General features: G+C 68.6%; 17 protein-coding genes. 1 reads left to right on the top strand and 16 read right to left on the bottom strand.

The window, feature by feature from the left end:
* Window positions 1-170: 170 nt before the first annotated feature.
* Together ACQPWU_RS11545 and ACQPWU_RS11540 are read right to left on the bottom strand one after the other, a co-directional pair.
* The gene (locus ACQPWU_RS11545; protein ID WP_433438988.1) at window positions 171-1,706 is read right to left on the bottom strand and encodes a YifB family Mg chelatase-like AAA ATPase; all 1,536 of its coding nucleotides are present in this window, start codon (window positions 1,704-1,706) and stop codon (window positions 171-173) included.
* Window positions 1,707-2,066, bottom strand: a complete 360-nt coding sequence (locus ACQPWU_RS11540) for a YraN family protein (RefSeq protein WP_433438985.1) — start codon at window positions 2,064-2,066, stop codon at window positions 1,707-1,709. It abuts the gene before it with no gap.
* A gap of 519 nt (window positions 2,067-2,585) precedes the next feature.
* On the opposite strand from ACQPWU_RS11540, the gene ACQPWU_RS11535 reads away from it, so the two are divergent.
* On the top strand, window positions 2,586-2,870 hold the full coding sequence (locus ACQPWU_RS11535) for a hypothetical protein (RefSeq protein ID WP_433438982.1): 285 nt from the start codon (window positions 2,586-2,588) through the stop codon (window positions 2,868-2,870).
* A 108-nt stretch (window positions 2,871-2,978) separates the two neighbouring features.
* Here ACQPWU_RS11535 and ACQPWU_RS11530 read toward each other — a convergent pair whose 3' ends face one another.
* From ACQPWU_RS11530 to ACQPWU_RS11465, 14 genes are all read right to left on the bottom strand, one after another.
* The gene (locus ACQPWU_RS11530) at window positions 2,979-3,302 is read right to left on the bottom strand and encodes a DUF2469 domain-containing protein (protein WP_026215037.1); all 324 of its coding nucleotides are present in this window, start codon (window positions 3,300-3,302) and stop codon (window positions 2,979-2,981) included.
* 39 nt (window positions 3,303-3,341) lie between these two features.
* Entirely contained in the window at window positions 3,342-4,010 is a 669-nt protein-coding gene (locus tag ACQPWU_RS11525) for a ribonuclease HII (RefSeq protein ID WP_433438979.1), read from the bottom strand.
* 52 nt (window positions 4,011-4,062) lie between these two features.
* The gene (gene lepB, locus ACQPWU_RS11520; RefSeq protein WP_360693942.1) at window positions 4,063-4,659 is read right to left on the bottom strand and encodes a signal peptidase I; all 597 of its coding nucleotides are present in this window, start codon (window positions 4,657-4,659) and stop codon (window positions 4,063-4,065) included.
* Entirely contained in the window at window positions 4,659-5,519 is an 861-nt protein-coding gene (gene lepB, locus ACQPWU_RS11515; RefSeq protein WP_433438977.1) for a signal peptidase I, read from the bottom strand. Before lepB (ACQPWU_RS11515) ends, lepB (ACQPWU_RS11520) begins: the two co-directional genes overlap by 1 nt.
* A gap of 139 nt (window positions 5,520-5,658) precedes the next feature.
* Window positions 5,659-6,021: a 50S ribosomal protein L19 gene (rplS, locus tag ACQPWU_RS11510; RefSeq protein ID WP_360693937.1), complete on the bottom strand. Its 363-nt coding sequence runs from the start codon at window positions 6,019-6,021 to the stop codon at window positions 5,659-5,661.
* Window positions 6,022-6,158: 137 nt separating this feature from the next.
* Window positions 6,159-6,938 (bottom strand): tRNA (guanosine(37)-N1)-methyltransferase TrmD, encoded by a 780-nt coding sequence (gene trmD / locus ACQPWU_RS11505; protein ID WP_433438974.1) that lies wholly within the window; start codon window positions 6,936-6,938, stop codon window positions 6,159-6,161.
* Complete coding sequence (rimM, locus tag ACQPWU_RS11500) at window positions 6,938-7,438, bottom strand: ribosome maturation factor RimM (protein ID WP_433445188.1); 501 nt, start codon at window positions 7,436-7,438, stop codon at window positions 6,938-6,940. The genes trmD and rimM overlap by 1 nt, the downstream gene beginning before the upstream one ends.
* A 65-nt stretch (window positions 7,439-7,503) precedes the next feature.
* The gene (locus ACQPWU_RS11495; RefSeq protein WP_113699978.1) at window positions 7,504-7,749 is read right to left on the bottom strand and encodes an RNA-binding protein; all 246 of its coding nucleotides are present in this window, start codon (window positions 7,747-7,749) and stop codon (window positions 7,504-7,506) included.
* Between the two features lies 1 nt (window position 7,750).
* Window positions 7,751-8,191: a 30S ribosomal protein S16 gene (gene rpsP / locus ACQPWU_RS11490; protein ID WP_433438971.1), complete on the bottom strand. Its 441-nt coding sequence runs from the start codon at window positions 8,189-8,191 to the stop codon at window positions 7,751-7,753.
* A 1,003-nt stretch (window positions 8,192-9,194) separates the two neighbouring features.
* Window positions 9,195-10,748: a signal recognition particle protein gene (gene ffh / locus ACQPWU_RS11485; RefSeq protein ID WP_433438969.1), complete on the bottom strand. Its 1,554-nt coding sequence runs from the start codon at window positions 10,746-10,748 to the stop codon at window positions 9,195-9,197.
* Window positions 10,749-10,805: 57 nt separating this feature from the next.
* Complete coding sequence (locus ACQPWU_RS11480) at window positions 10,806-11,366, bottom strand: GTP-binding protein (protein WP_357622311.1); 561 nt, start codon at window positions 11,364-11,366, stop codon at window positions 10,806-10,808.
* 7 nt (window positions 11,367-11,373) lie between these two features.
* A complete protein-coding gene (locus ACQPWU_RS11475) occupies window positions 11,374-11,844 on the bottom strand; it encodes a DUF742 domain-containing protein (RefSeq protein ID WP_433438967.1) in 471 nt (156 codons plus the stop codon).
* Window positions 11,845-11,849: 5 nt separating this feature from the next.
* Window positions 11,850-12,272 (bottom strand): roadblock/LC7 domain-containing protein, encoded by a 423-nt coding sequence (locus tag ACQPWU_RS11470; protein ID WP_020546542.1) that lies wholly within the window; start codon window positions 12,270-12,272, stop codon window positions 11,850-11,852.
* Window positions 12,269-15,010: a nitrate- and nitrite sensing domain-containing protein gene (locus ACQPWU_RS11465; RefSeq protein ID WP_433438965.1), complete on the bottom strand. Its 2,742-nt coding sequence runs from the start codon at window positions 15,008-15,010 to the stop codon at window positions 12,269-12,271. The genes ACQPWU_RS11470 and ACQPWU_RS11465 overlap by 4 nt, the downstream gene beginning before the upstream one ends.
* Between the last annotated feature and the right edge of the window lie 44 nt (window positions 15,011-15,054).

The raw sequence follows: 15,054 nt of genomic DNA, 5'->3' as shown, positions 1-15,054 counted from the left end.
CCGAGCGCGATCCTGGGCGGTGCGCGAAGCAGCGCCGAGCACAGCCCGGCCGCGCGTCAAGCACCACTGGGCACGACGCCGGGGCTGGAGCAGGAGCCGAAACTCGAGCCCCCGCAAGGGTTGCACCAGGCGCCGGGGCTTGATTGTTGGCGAGGGAGGGGGCGTTGGCATCACGGCTGCACCCCGAGCCAGAAGCCGAGGGCGGCGTTGGTTTCGTCCTGCTCCGGGGCGTCCTTGTCGGCCAGGTCGGCGAGAGTCCAGGCGACGCGTACGACACGGTCCAGGCCGCGGGCGGTGAGGGTGCCTGAGTCCAGGCAGGACGTCATGGGCTTCATGGCCTCGTTGGATGGGCGGTAGTCGGAATGGAGGAGAGACGAGGGGATCTCGGCGTTCGTACGCCAAGGGGTGCCGGTCAGGCGTTTGGCGGCTCGTTCGCGGGCCACGAGCACGCGTTCGGCCACTGTCTTGCTCGTCTCCACGAACTGGCGGTCAGCCAGGAGTTCGCGTCTGGACGAGCGGACCACGGTGACCTTCATGTCGATACGGTCGAGGAGCGGGCCGGAGAGCCGGCCCAGGTAGCGGCGCCTGATCGTTGGGGTGCACCTACAGGTCTCGCCCTGGTCTTCAGCCTGGGCGCAGGGGCAGGGGTTGGCGGCCAGCACCAGCATGAACCTCGCCGGGAACGTGACCGAGCCCGCCGATCTGGAGACCGTCACACGGCCGGACTCCAGCGGCTGCCGCAGCGCGTCGAGGACGTGGCGTGGGAACTCCGGGGCCTCGTCCAGGAAGAGGACACCCCTGTGGGCAAGGGAGACCGCCCCTGGGCGCACGATCGCGCTCCCGCCACCGATGATCGCCGCCGACGTCGCCGTGTGGTGCGGGGCGACGAACGGGGGTCTGCTCATCATGGGTGCGTTGGGTGGCAGGACGCCCGCGACCGAGTGGATGGCCGTGACCTCCAGGGCGTGGTCGAGCTCCAGGTCCGGCAGGAGGGTGGGCAGGCGCTCGGCCAGCATGGTCTTGCCGGTGCCTGGTGGGCCGAGCATCCAGAGGTTGTGGCCGCCTGCCGCACACACCTCAAGCGCCCGCCGGGCGACCGGCTGGCCCACCACGTCCGCCAGGTCCACTGTCGGGTCGGTGGCGCACCTGGACGGCTCCGCGAACTCCTCAACCCGAGGCTCCGGCGTGTCTTCGCCCTTGCGCAGCCATTCCACGAGCTGGCGCAGGTGCGCCACCGGGATCACCTTCACGTTGGGCACCAGGCCCGCCTCGGCTGAGTTCGCGGAGGGGACGACGACCGTGACGTCCCCATGTTTGGCCGCGCCGAGGATTGAGGGCAGCACGCCGCGTACGGGGCGTATACGGCCGTCGAGGCCGAGCTCGCCCAGGAAGAACAGCTCCGCGATGCGTTCGGCGGGGATCACTCCGGCGGCGCTCAGGATGGCCACTGCTACGGCCAGATCGAACTGGGACCCTCGTTTGGGGAGGCTGGCCGGGAAGAGGCTGACGATGATGCGGGCGTCGGGCCAGGGGTAGCTGCTGTTGACAGTGGCGGATCTGACCCGGTCGCGGGCTTCGCTGAGCGCTGTGTCGGGGAGGCCGATGAGGTGGATGCCTGCGAGGCCGTTGCCCACGTCGGCCTCGACCTCGACGGTGCGGCCCGTGACTCCGATCACGGCAACGCTGCGGGTGCGGGCCACGGCCATCTAGATCGCCCCCCGTACGTGGGTCAGGGCGAAATCGCCGGCGAAGCGCTCAAGGGCGATCACATCCACCCGTACGGCGTCGAACGTGCGCGGCTGCGTGGCCAGCCATTTGGCCGCGAGCATCCGAAGCCGGGCCAGCTTGGCCGGGCTCACGGACTCCAGGGCTGTGCCGTGGGATCTGCCGGATCGGGTTTTGACCTCGACGACGACCAGGTTGGGGCCGTCTTCGGCGATGATGTCGATCTCGCCGTGGCGGCAGCGCCAGTTACGGTCGATTATTTTCATCCCTTTGGCCTCCAGGTATGTCACGGCTACCTGTTCGCCTTGTTTGCCGAGCTCTAGGTCCTGCTTCGCGGCCATGTGCCACCTCCGTCGGTCCGCTCGTGATCCGGCACGACCTTCGCGGATGAGGGGTGGTGGAGGAGGGGCCGAACGGTGTTCTGGGGATGAAGGGCCTTGGTTACCGGTTGGTTGTGGATGATGTGTCGAGAGCCAGAGGACTTGCGCCAAGTCACAGGGGGCTCAGTCATGGTGCGGGCTCGTGGGGCGCCAGCTCTTGCGAATGTGGGCGCCGACGCGGCAGAGCGGCGTGCGAGCGCCGGCTCGCTGGCTCGTAGCTCTAGAACGTGGTGCGCCGCCTACAGGCCTCGGGCATGCGGATCGCGGCGTAGAGGGGCTCGGGCATGCGGTTCGCGGCGTAGGAGCTCGGGAATGCAATGCGTGCCGCTGGCTTGGTACGGCGCGGGGCCCGGCCCGGTGAAACCGGGTGCCGGAGTTGACGGCGGAAGCTCATGACGGCGCCTCCGGCGCGCACGCGAGGTCCTGAGCATGCGAAAGGGCCGGCGCCCATAGAGGGTGAAGGGCTGAAGAGGGCAAGGGATGCTCGAGGGGCTGGTGCTCGGCGCGGGGCCGGTGACCAGGGGCAGACTGCCCGTCGAGAGCCCAGGACGGCCGCTGCTCGACGCGGAACGAGTGCCCAGAGGCAGAGTGCCCGTCGAGAGCCCAGGACGGCCGCTGCTCGACGCGGAACGAGTGCCCAGAGGCAGAGTGCCCGTCGAGAGCCCGGTGCCCAGAGGGGCCGGTGCGCAGCGATGGGCGGGTGCCCAAGAGGTGCCGGTGCTCACCGAAAGGCTGATGCTCAGAGGGAGAATGGGCGCCCGATAACATCGGGTGCGCGTGAACGAACCAGCGCCCACGAGCAGAAGGCAAGGGGCACATGAAGGTCACGCTCCCCAGGGCGGAGAATTCCGAGGAGCCCCGGCACCTGGGCCGTTACCCCGAGAATCCCTCCTTGGGCATCTCCAGGTCCGCCTTGGCCAGCTCCTCCACGTTCACATCCTTAAACGTGACCACCCGCACGTTCTTCACGAACCGGGCCGGCCGATACATGTCCCACACCCAGGCGTCCTGCATCTTCACGTCGAAGAAGACGTCGCCGTTCTCCGCGGTACGGACGTCGAGATCGACCGAGTTGGTCAGATAGAACCGCCGCTCAGTCTCCACCACGTATGTGAACAAACCGACGACATCCCGGTATTCGCGGTAAAGCTGCAGCTCCATCTCGGTTTCGTACTTTTCGAGATCCTCTGCGCTCATCGCGGTCCTCCTGTCGTACCGGTCCCCCGGTTCGCCTGGTCAGGCAACCCCGGCCCCCATTTCATTTTCACCCATCTCCCTCGCCACCGTGACGAAGGAGTAACGGTGATCAGGACACGGGCCGTGCGTTTCCAGCGCCAGCCGGTGTCCTGGTGTGACATACCCTTTGTGCTCCGCGAAGCCGTACTGCGGGTAACGCCCGTCGAGCGCGACCATGAGACGGTCTCGAGTCACCTTGGCCACGATCGACGCGGCCGCCACGCAAGCGGCCACCTGGTCCCCCTTCCACACGGCCAGCGACGGCGCCGGCAGCCCCGGCACCGGGAAGCCGTCCGTCAAGATGTACTCCGGGTCACAAGGCAACTGTGCGACAGCTCGTCGCATTCCTGAAACGTTGCACTTGTGAAGACCTTTAGCGTCGATCTCCCCCGGCGGGATGATCACGAGACCGACGTGGGAGACGCGCACGATCTGGTCGTAGAGGCGTTCGCGCACCGCCGGGCTCAGCAGCTTGGAGTCGCCGAGGCCGTCGATCTGCCTGCGCAGGATCACGGCCGCGACGACGAGGGGCCCCGCACAGGCGCCGCGGCCGGCCTCGTCGACGCCCGCGACGGGGGTGAGGCCGCGGCGGGCGAGCGCCCGCTCATAGGCGTAGAGTCCGGAATCGCGCCGGACGACGCTCGGTCGAGGGCGGAACGCAACTGTCATGACAGAGGCAGCGTACGCCCCATACGCCGCCAACCGCGACCGAAAGCGACCGCTACTTGACCTTGTCGAAAGTGTCGGGACGCGAGAAGAGATAGCCCCGCGACAGCGGCCAGTAACGCACCACGGCCTTGCCGATCACGTCGTTCTCCGAGATGAACCCGCTTCCGGGCTCCTCCATGTGGGCGCGCGAGTCGGCCGAGGCGCTGCGGTGGTCGCCCATCAGCCAGAGTTTCCCGGCAGGCACGGTGACGTCGAACTTGTCGCCGGAAGGGTAATCACCGGGGTAGAGATAAGACGCCTCGTCCAGCGGCGTGCCGTTGACGGTGATGCGCTTCTTGGAGTCGCAGCACACCACCTTGTCGCCACCGACGCCGATGACCCGCTTGATGGTGTCCTCGCCGCTGGTCCAGCCCTTGAACACCACTATGTCGCCGCGCTCGGGCTTGCCCGCGAGCTTGTTGACGAAGACCCGGTCGTTGATCAGCAGAGTGTTCTCCATCGACACGGACGGGATGTAGAACGAGCCGACCACGAACGCCTGCAGCAACAGCGCGATGCCCACGCCCAGGACCAGCAGCAGGACGGTCTCGCGAAAACCGCCCTTCTTCTTCTCTTTCCCCACGCCCTCCGCCTTCTTGGTGACGGCCATCAACGCCTCCTACCGCGCCGGCGGCGACGAACCAGGACCAAGGGTACGGCCAGCCCGAACCCGGCGACCAGCGGCACGGAGTCGCCGAGCGCCTGGAGCGCGGGCTGCGCGAACGTGTCGGGGATGTCGATCGAGGTCGCCCGGTTGAACGGCCAGACGATCACGAAGGCGCGCCCGACAACCTGACTTACGGGGATGGAGCCGCCACCGGCATCACCGGTGTGGGAGCGGGAGTCGAGCGAGACCGACCGGTGGTCGCCCATCACCCACAGCCGCCCATCCGGCACCGTGATGTCGAAGAACCTGTCGGACGGCACGTTGCCCGGATAGAGATAGCTCTCTTCGTCGATGGCCGTGCCGTTGACCGTGATGCGTCCCTTGGAGTCGCAGCACTTGACGTGGTCGCCCCCGACGCCGATGACCCGCTTGATGTAGTCCTTCTCGCCGGGCACGAGGCCGAATGCCGTGCCGACCCACCGGAAGAACCCCGCCACAGGGTTGGACGGCTCCTCCATCTGGAACTCACCGTCCCAGGAGTCGACGCCCGAGAAAACCACCACGTCGCCGCGCTCGATGTCACGCGTGTGGTAGACGATCTTGTTGACCAGGACCCTGTCGTTTTTCAGCAGGGTGTTTTCCATCGACTCCGACGGAATGTAGAAGGCCTGGACCACAAACGTCTTGATGATCAGGGCCAGCACCAGTGCGACGACGACAAGAACGGGGAGCTCTTTCCAGAACGACCCCTTCTTCTCCTTTTTCCCGTCTGCTGCCGGCTTCTGAGTCTCTTCGGCGACCACGTCCACCTCGTCCTCGACAGGGCGGCGCGCAGCGCCGTGCTCCTGGCTCTCGCTAGTCATCGCTGACGAGCCTAGATGATGCGTCGGCTCGACAAGCCTCGACCGACGTTACACCCATGCACGAGTCGCTCCGCATAAAGGAAACGGCCTGTAAAGCCGAATGGCCCGCGGAAGGCGCGGGCCATCGGGAAAGACCAGGTTACTTCGCGGCCGTGGTCTCGCGCTTCTCGCGAATGCGGGCAGCCTTACCGCGGAGGTCACGCATGTAGTAGAGCTTGGCGCGACGCACGTCACCGCGGGTCAGGAGCACGATCTTCTCGATGACCGGGCTGTGCACGGGGAAGGTGCGCTCGACGCCGACGCCGTAGCTGACCTTGCGGACCGTGAAGGTCTCGCGGGCGCCGCTGCCCTGCCTGCGCAGCACGAAGCCCTTGAAGACCTGGACACGGGAGCGGTTGCCTTCGACGACTCGTACGTGAACCTCGAGCGTGTCACCGGGGCGGAAACCCGGCACGTCGCTGCGCAGGGTCGCCTTCTCGAGCTCCTGGATCTTCGTGTGCATGAGAGCTGTCCTCAAGTCCTCGTAAGCACGCGGAGGTCCACCCGGCCGTGGCTCGCGGCGGACGCGCCTGCTGATGTGGTGAACCCGGGACCGTTTCCCGGGCATGACAGACCAACCAAATGACGGTTGGCAGCGATTCAGTTTGCCATATCTTCTGGCCCGACGCGAAACGAGAGCTCATCGAGGAGCTTTCTGTCGTGCTTGTCGAGCGTGTCGGGGTCGAGCGCCGCCGCCAGCTCTGGCCTGTTCAGAACGGTACGGCGTAGCGCCTGATCCCGACGCCATCTGGCGATTTTCCCGTGATGCCCGGACAGGAGCACATCAGGCACCTCATGCCCCCGCCAGACAGGCGGCTTCGTGTAGACGGGACCTTCCACCAGATTCCTCATGGAACCGGGCGCGAAAGAGTCGTCCACGACCGACTGGGCGTTGCCGAGCACGCCGGGCAGCAGCCTGCCGAGGGCCTCGACCATGACCAGCACCGCCACCTCGCCACCGGCCAGCACGTAGTCGCCGATGCTGACCTCGTCCACGCGCAGCCGCGAGCCGTACTCGGCGATGACGCGCGAGTCGATGCCCTCGTACCGCCCGCACGCGAACAGCAGCCACGGCTCCCCCGCCAGCTCCTGAGCCAGCTCCTGCGTGAACGGCCGCCCGCTCGGCGTCGGCACGATCATCCGCGGCGTGCCGTCCCCGATCAGGGAGTCGATGGCCTCGCCCCAAACCTCGGGCTTCATGACCATGCCGGGCCCCCCGCCGTAGGGGGTGTCGTCCACGGTCTTGTGCACGTCGTGGGCCCAGTCCCGGAGCTGGTGTACGCGTACGTCGAGCGTCCCGCGCTCACGGGCTTTGCCGATCAGCGAGACGTCGAGCGGCGCGAAGTACTCCGGGAAAATCGTGATGACGTCGAGCCGCATCACAGCAGGCCCTCTGGCGGATCGACGACCAGCCGGCCCGCCTCCAGGTCGACCTCAGGCACCAGGGCCTTGACGAACGGGATGAGCGCCTCCTCCGCCCCGCTCCTCCGCACCACCAGGAGATCCTGGCCGTGGTGCAGGACGTCGGCGACCTCGCCCACGGGCTCACCCGAGGCTGTCTCCACCGCCAGGCCGATGAGCTCGTGATCGTGGAACTCGTCGGGGTCGTCCGACGGCGCCACGTCGGCCGAGTCGATGACCAGCATGGTGCCCCGCAACTCCTCCGCCGCGTCGCGGTCGTGAACGCCCTCGAGCGCCAGCAGCAGGATGTCCTTGTGCCAGCGGCGGCCCTCGATGACAAGCGGCCCCCTGTCGCCGGGATCCGTCGTGATCGACGCGCCCACGGCGAAGCGCAGCTCGGGATCGTCGGTGAGCACCTCGACGGTCACTTCACCGCGTACCCCATGCGGACGGCCTATCCGGCCGACGACCAGCTGCAACATGAACTCCTAACGCAAGCGCCCCCATCGGCCGGCAAAGCCGATGAGGGCGCAGAAACCTGACGCTAACGGACTGTTTCGTGCAGATCGAGTAGATCGACCCGTACGTACTTCCCGTCGGCCAGGGCGTTCACAACGGTGCGCAGCGCCTTGGCGGTGCGCCCGCCGCGTCCGATGACCTTGCCCAGGTCCTCGGGGTGCACCCGGACCTCCAGGACGCGCCCGCTGCGAATGCGGCGTGCGCGGACCCGGACATCGTCTGGATGTTCGACGATGCCCTTAACGAGGTGCTCGAGAGCCTCCTCGAGCACGTCAGGCCTCGCCCTCGGGCTGGGTCTCGGCGGGGGCCTCGGCCTCGTCCTTCTTCTTGGCCTTCTTCGGCGTGGTGGCCGCCGTGCCGGTGTCGCCACCGGACAGGGCCTCCTTGGCCGCGGCCTCGTAGAGGGCGTGACGGTCAGGCGCGGGCTCGGCCACCTTCAGCGGCGCCGGGGCGGGCTCGCCCTTGAACTTCTGCCAGTCTCCGGTGAGCTTGAGCAGCTTGAGTACGGGCTCGGTCGGCTGCGCGCCGACACCCAGCCAGTAGGCCGCGCGCTCAGCGTTGACCTCGATGCGCGAAGGGTCGTCCTTCGGGTGGTACAGGCCGATCTCTTCGATCGCCCGGCCGTCACGCTTGGTGCGGCTGTCGGCGACGACGATGCGGTATTGAGCGTTGCGGATCATGCCGAGCCGCTTGAGCTTGATCTTGACTGCCACGGGTGTGGTCTCTCCTGCATTCGAGCGTGGGTGAACGGCATCTCGCCGAGTGGGGCACGACGGGACGACGCTCCAGGGACAGGCGCGTCCGGCGGGAGGTGAGAGGGCACCCGCCTGGTCACGGTGTTCCAACATGCCATTGTGCCAGATCGACGGCACTGCCATCGACCTCCCTCCACGGCGCGGCGCGCCGCCCGTGCCCGAACGCCTCACGCCGGCTCGACACCGCCCGCGACCTGGCCGAACTCGCTGGTGAGGGTCTTCGTCCATGCTATCGAGGATGCGACCATCACAGTCCTCCGCACGAATACGCACTCGGACGAGGCCGCGCACGGGTGCGGAGACGCGACCGGTCGCAGCACGCGCACGGGCTTGGGCGCGCACGGATGCGGACGTGGCCGGACGCGGGCCCCATGGGACGCAGCCGCATCGGGACGGGCAGGCGCCATTGGGCGGCGGCGTGTCCGGTCCGGCTTCCGGGAAGTGGGCGGCCGGCAGGCTCAGAGGACGCGACGCACCCAGATGCAGGCGTGCCCCAGCCCACAACCCGCGCAACCGTCGCAAAGGCGCCCACCAAGGGACGGCCAACTCGCCAGGCGTCGAGGGTGTGGTGTCGTCGATGTGGGCAGCCTGGGCCAGAAGGCCGTAGCGGGCCGGACCGCCGGGAGCCGGAATCCACGCCGCGGCGGCGCCAGGGACCGGCGCCCGCGCTGCGGCGGGCCGCAGAGAGCCAGGACCCACGCAGCGGCGGACCGCCAGGGACCGGGGCCCTCGCAGCGCCGGGCCGCCAGGGACCGGGGCCCTCGCGGCGCCGGGCCGCCAGGAACCGGCGCCCTCGCAGCGCCGGGCCGCCAAGAACCGGGGCCCACGCGGCGGCGACGCCAGGGACGGGGCCCAAGCAGCGGCGGACCGCCAGGAAGCGGGACCCACGCGGCGCCGGGCCTCAGAGAGCCGGGACCCACGCGGCGGCGGTGGGCCGCCGGGAGGTGGGGCCCGGCGGCGGTTAGTTCTGGCCGGGCAGCCGGAGCTTGGAGGGGTCGAAGCCCGGAGGCAGCTCCATGCCAGGAGGCAGCTTGCCGCCCAGGTTGCCCAGCACGCCGCCGCCCTGCTTGGGCTCGGCCGCGGCGGGACCGTCGGCGGCGGACTTGCCGAGCGCGGCCTTGCGCGGGTCGCCGCTGACGCGCCGCCCCTTCTTGGCCTTCTTCTGCGCCTTGGACGCCTTGCCACGACCGCCCGGCATGCCGGGAATGCCCATGCCACCCGCCACCCGCTTCATCATCTTCTGTGCCTCGAAGAAGCGGGTGACGAGGTTGCTCACGGCGGTGACCGTGACACCGGAGCCGGCCGCGATGCGGGCGCGGCGCGAGCCGTTGAGGATCTTGGGGTCCTGGCGCTCCGCAGGCGTCATCGAGCGGATGATGGCGGCGATGCGGTCGAGGTCGCGGTCGTCGATGGAGTTGAGCTGGTCGCGCATCTGCCCCATGCCGGGCATCATGCCCAGCAGGTTTTTGATGGGCCCCATCTTCTGGACCATCATCATCTGCTCGAGGAAGTCCTCGAGCGTGAAGTTCTCGCCCGAGGTGAGCTTGCCCGCCATCTTGGCGGCCTGCTCCTCGTCGAACGTCTTCTGCGCCTGCTCGATCAGGGTGAGGATGTCACCCATGTCGAGGATGCGGGAGGCCATCCGGTCAGGGTGGAAGGCGTCGAAGTCTTCCAGCTTCTCGCCCGTGGAGGCGAACATGATCGGCCGGCCGGTGATGTGGCGCACCGAGAGGGCGGCGCCACCTCGGGCGTCGCCGTCGAGCTTGGTCAGCACGACCCCGTCGAAGCCGACGCCCTCCATGAAGGCCTGCGCCGTCGTGACGGCGTCCTGGCCGATCATGGCGTCGACCACGAACAGGACCTCGTCGGGCGAGACCGCGTCGCGGATGTCGGCGGCCTGCTTCATCATCTCCTGGTCGATGCCCAGGCGACCGGCGGTGTCGATGATGACGATGTCGTGCTGCAGGCGCTTGGCCTCGTCGACCGACTTGCGGGAGACCTCGATCGGGTCGCCCACGCCGTTGCCCGGCTCGGGGGCATAGACCGCGACCTGGGCGCGCTCGCCCACGACCTGGAGCTGCTGGACGGCGTTGGGCCGCTGCAGGTCGGCGGCGACCAGCAGCGGCACGTGGCCCTGCTCGCGCAGCCACTTGGCCAGCTTGCCCGCCAGCGTCGTCTTGCCCGAGCCCTGCAGACCCGCGAGCATGATGACGGTCGGCGGCGTCTTGCCGAAGCGGAGCCTGCGGGTCTCGCCGCCCAGGATCCCGATCAGCTCGTCATTGACGATCTTGACGACCTGCTGCGCCGGGTTGAGCGCCTGAGAGACCTCGGCGCCGCGGGCGCGCTCCTTGATCTGGGCGACGAACGCCTTGACCACCGGGAGCGCGACATCGGCCTCCAGCAGGGCGATGCGGATCTCGCGGGTGGTGGCGTCGATGTCGGCATCGGACAGCCGGCCTTTGGACCTGAGGGAGGAGAAGACCGATGTCAACCGGTCGGATAGCGTCTCGAACACGTGGTTGGCCAGTCCTCGAAGCGAATGAACGTCTAAGACTCCAGCCTATCCGCTCCGCTAGCCGCTCCAGCCTGGCACGGCCATGCGGACTGTGAGCGCGTGCTCGACCAGGTTGATCAGGGCGCTCTTGACCGAATCCTTGGAGCGGGCGTCCAGGCGCACCATCGGGATGTGCGGCGCCAGGGTGAGCGCGTCGCGCACCTCGGCGTCGCTGTGCGCGTAGACGCCGTCCCATCCGTTCACCCCCACGATGAACGGAAGCTGGGCCTCCTCGAAGTAGTCGATCGCCGGGAAGCTGTCGGCGAGACGGCGCGTGTCCACGAGCACGACCGCGCCGATCGCCCCGCGTACCAGGTCGTCCCACATGAACCAGAACCGGTGCTGCCCGGGCGTGCCGAACAGGTAAAGGATCAGGTCACGGTCGAGCGAGACCCGGCCGAAGTCCATGGCGACGGTCGTGGTCGACTTCAGCGGTGTCATGCCCAGGTCGTCGATGCCCTTGGAGGCGTCGGTCATGACGGCCTCCGTGGTCAACGGCATGATCTCCGACACCGCGCCGACGAACGTCGTCTTGCCCACCCCGAATCCGCCGGCGACGACGATCTTCGTCGAGGTCAAACCGGGGCTAGAGCCTGCGAAGTCCACTGAGCACCCTTTCCAGCAGGTTGACGTCCGGCCTACCCGCTTCCAGCTGCGGCTGATGCACCCGCACCAGGCCCTCGGCCGCCATATCCGCGATCAGAACACGCACCACACCGAGCGGGATCCGCAACAGCGCCGAGACCTCGGCCACCGACCTGACCTGCAGGCACAGCTGGCTGATCGCTTTGTATTCGGGAGTGATGTGCGAGAACTCCCGGTGCTCGGCGGTCGCCGAGGACACCAGTGCCTCCATCGCCAGCTTGACCTTGGGCGCGGTCCGCCCGCCCGTAACGGCGTAGGGCCGTACCGGCGAGGCGGGGTCAGAGCTGGATGGCGGTGTTGGAGGCGGCTGCCAGCTAGGTGGTGGGGGCTGCCAGCTCCCGCTGTTCTGGGAATCCCATGCGCCACTGTTGTGGGAATCCCAGCCGCCGCTGTTCCATCTGGGGTCTGCCACCTACATCACCTGGTCTGGCTGGCGCGCAGTTCGGCACGCACAGCCGGAGTAAGCACCTGACCGGCGCGATCGACCATCAGCGTCATCTGGTACGCCACCAGCCCCATGTCACAATCCGGAGCCGCCAGCACAGCCAAGCACGAGCCGTCACTGATCGACATGATCAGCATCAACCCACGCTGCATCTCCACAATCGTCTGATTGACCGCACCACCCTCGAACACCCTGGCCGCACCCTGCGTCAAGCTCACCAAACCCGACGCGATCGCAGCCAGCTGATCCGCCCGATCAGCCGGAAACCCCGACGAAGCCGCCAGCGGCAGCCCGTCGGACGAGACGACCACCGCGTGCGCGACCCCCGGCACGGTACTGACGAAGTCGGTGATTAACCAGTCCACCCCGCGTGCCGCGTGGCTAAGGTCGTTCACGCGCCCTCCTCCCTGCTGTCATTCCTGGGGCCGGACCCGTACGCCCTGCCCTCGCTGATGTCGTCGCGCGCGGCTCGGAAGCCTTGTTGGAAGCTGGAAAGCCGGCTGCGTACCCGATCGGGCGAGACCGCCGGCATGGGGGCGACCCCCTTCGGGGCCGACATGGTCTCGGCCGAGCCGGGCACCAGGTTCGCCTTGGGCACCCGCTTGGGCAGCCCGGCCGCCGTAGAGCCGTCGCGCACCGGCTCGACCACGGCCTCGGCGGCGCTCCAGCCCGCGTCGGCCTTGGCGGAGCCCCAGGTGGCGCCGTTGTCACCGTGCTCGAACCAGGCAGACTCGACCGAGGCGAAGATCGGCAGGTACTCGTCACCGGCGGAGGCGGGCTTGACGGCGGGCATCGGACCCGTCGCGGCCGACTCGGTCTCGGGGAAGTCGTAACGCTGCTGCGCCGCCATCGGCTCCTCGGCGGCCCTCGGCCAGGGCCGGGAGTCGTTGGGCAGGGCGCCGCGCTTGGGCAGCGCCTGCTCGCCGGTCGCCGGCCCTCGTGAGGAGACCCACACGTCGGCGGCGGAGTCGTTGGCGGGCATCCAGTTCGGCGGCTCGGAGGGCCACTGGGGGGCCGACGGCCAGGCGCCGTTCGACGCCGGCTCCGCCGACGGGTACGACGGATACGACGGGTGGCCGGGACCCATCTGGAAGCCCCCGGCCGGCCACGGGCTGGCGGCGGCGGGCTGTGGCGTGGGGTACGCCCCCTGGGCCGGGGGGTTCGCGGGCGCCGAGGCGGCGTACGAGGGAGCCTGCGCCCCCAGCAGCGACTCGGGGATGAGCACCATCGCGGTCAGGCCGCCCGTGCCGTGGGGACGCAGCTGCACTCTGATGCCGTGACGGTGCGCCAGCCTGGCGACCACGAACAGGCCCATGCGGCGGGAGACGGAGACGTCCACGGTGGGCGCGTCCGTGAGCCTGTCGTTGGCCTCGGCGAGCTCCTCCTGCGTCATGCCGATACCGGAGTCGCTGATGGAGAGCATCATGCCGCCGCCGTCGATCCTGCTGCCCGAGACGGGCACGCGGGTCTCTCGGGGCGAGAACGACAGAGCGTTTTCGATCAGCTCGGCGAGCAGGTGGATGACGTCGTTGACGGCCTGGCCGGCGATGGAGACACCCTCGGGTACCTCCAGGACGACCCGCTCGTAGTTCTCGACCTCTGACAGCGAGGCTCTGGCCACGTCCACCAGCTTGACCGGCTGGCTCCAGCGGCGAGGCGGATCCTGACCGGCGAGCACCAGCAGGTTCTCACTGTTACGCCGCATGCGAGTGGCCAGGTGATCCAGCTTGAACAGGTTCCCCAGACGCTGCTCGTCCTGCTCACCCTGCTCCAGCCCGTCGATCAACGTGATCTGCCGCTCCACCAGCGTCTGGCTGCGCCGCGACAGGTTCACGAACATCGCGTTCACATTGCTGCGCAGCCTGGACTCCTCGCCCGCGAGGCGGACCGCCTCGCGGTGCACCTCGTCGAACGCCCGCGCCACCTCACCGATCTCGTCCTTGGAGTTGATCTCGATGGGCGGCACCCGTAGCTGTTCGGGGCGCACGTCGCTGTTGCGGAGCTGGCGGACGAGGTCGGGCAGCGTCTGGCCGGCGATCTTCAGCGCGTCGCCGCGCAGGCGCCTGAGCGGGCGTACGAGCGAGCTCGCCATGAGGGCGGTGATCGCGAGGACGAGGACCAGCAGCACGACGACCAGACCGATGTTGAGCGCGGCCAGCTGCCTGTCGCCACTCGCGACGTCGGCGCTTCGGGTGGCCACCTGCTCTCCCAGTGTCTTCTGCACCTGGTGGAGCCGGTCGACGGTCTCGCTGATGGACTGGAACCAGCGGTCGGCGTCGTTCGTGGTGGAGCTGTCGAGCCTGCGCAGGGACTGCCGGTTGTTCGTCAGCAGCACGGCCCGGCTGATGTAGAACTCGGCGCGGCCGATCTTCACGCTGGCGACCGTGTTGTCGAACATCTGCCGCTGCGGCTGCGTGGCCACGGCGAGGAACGAGGCCCGCTCGCTCTCGCGCCGGGAGCGGGCGTCGAGGAAGGCGTTGAACTCCGGCTCCTCGAACGAGCCTCTGACCAGTGCGATCGTCAGGAGGGCGCGCTGCTTGGACGCCTGCTCCTCCGCACGGGCGATGGCGCGGAGCGCGGAGCTCGTGGCGATGAGCTCCTCGTCCGTCGCCCCTTGGCCGAGCTCGTCGTAGAGCTGCAGCATGTCGGAGATCGTCTCGGAGTACTTCTCCATCGTCGGCAGCGGCGGCAGCTGCGAGGAGGCGACGGTCGCGCGCAGCGAGGTCAACTGGCCCAGGCGGGTGCGGATGCGCTCGAGGTTCCTGCGGCCGATGTCGGACAGTGACGTCTCGGCGGTCTTCGCGACGTTCAGCGTGCGGCCGACGCTGGCGTCCACGATCTCCTGCTGGCTCTTGAGCCGGTCCCGATCGGTGGCGCTCCTGTTGGAGGCCACGAAGCGGCTGGCCACGTCGCGTTCGAGACCGAGGTCGCGGGACAACTCGCCGAGCTGCGTGACGAGCGCGCCCACCTCGCTGATCTGCTGGTACTGCTGGGCGCTGCTGATGGAGGTGGTGACGCGCAGCGCGCCCAGGATCACGCCCACGATCGTGGGGATGGCGATGAGGGCGATGAGACGGGTGCGCACCCGCCAGTTGCGCAGCGCGAACGGGCTACCCGACGTGTGCTGACGCACCTCTGGCACCTCGCCGCCCACAGACTCTTCTGGCAGGTCCGGAG

This window comes from Nonomuraea sp. CA-141351 (assembly GCF_050944675.1).
Taxonomy (GTDB): Bacteria; Actinomycetota; Actinomycetes; order Streptosporangiales; family Streptosporangiaceae; genus Nonomuraea.
This window is presented reverse-complemented; position numbering and strand designations above follow the sequence as displayed.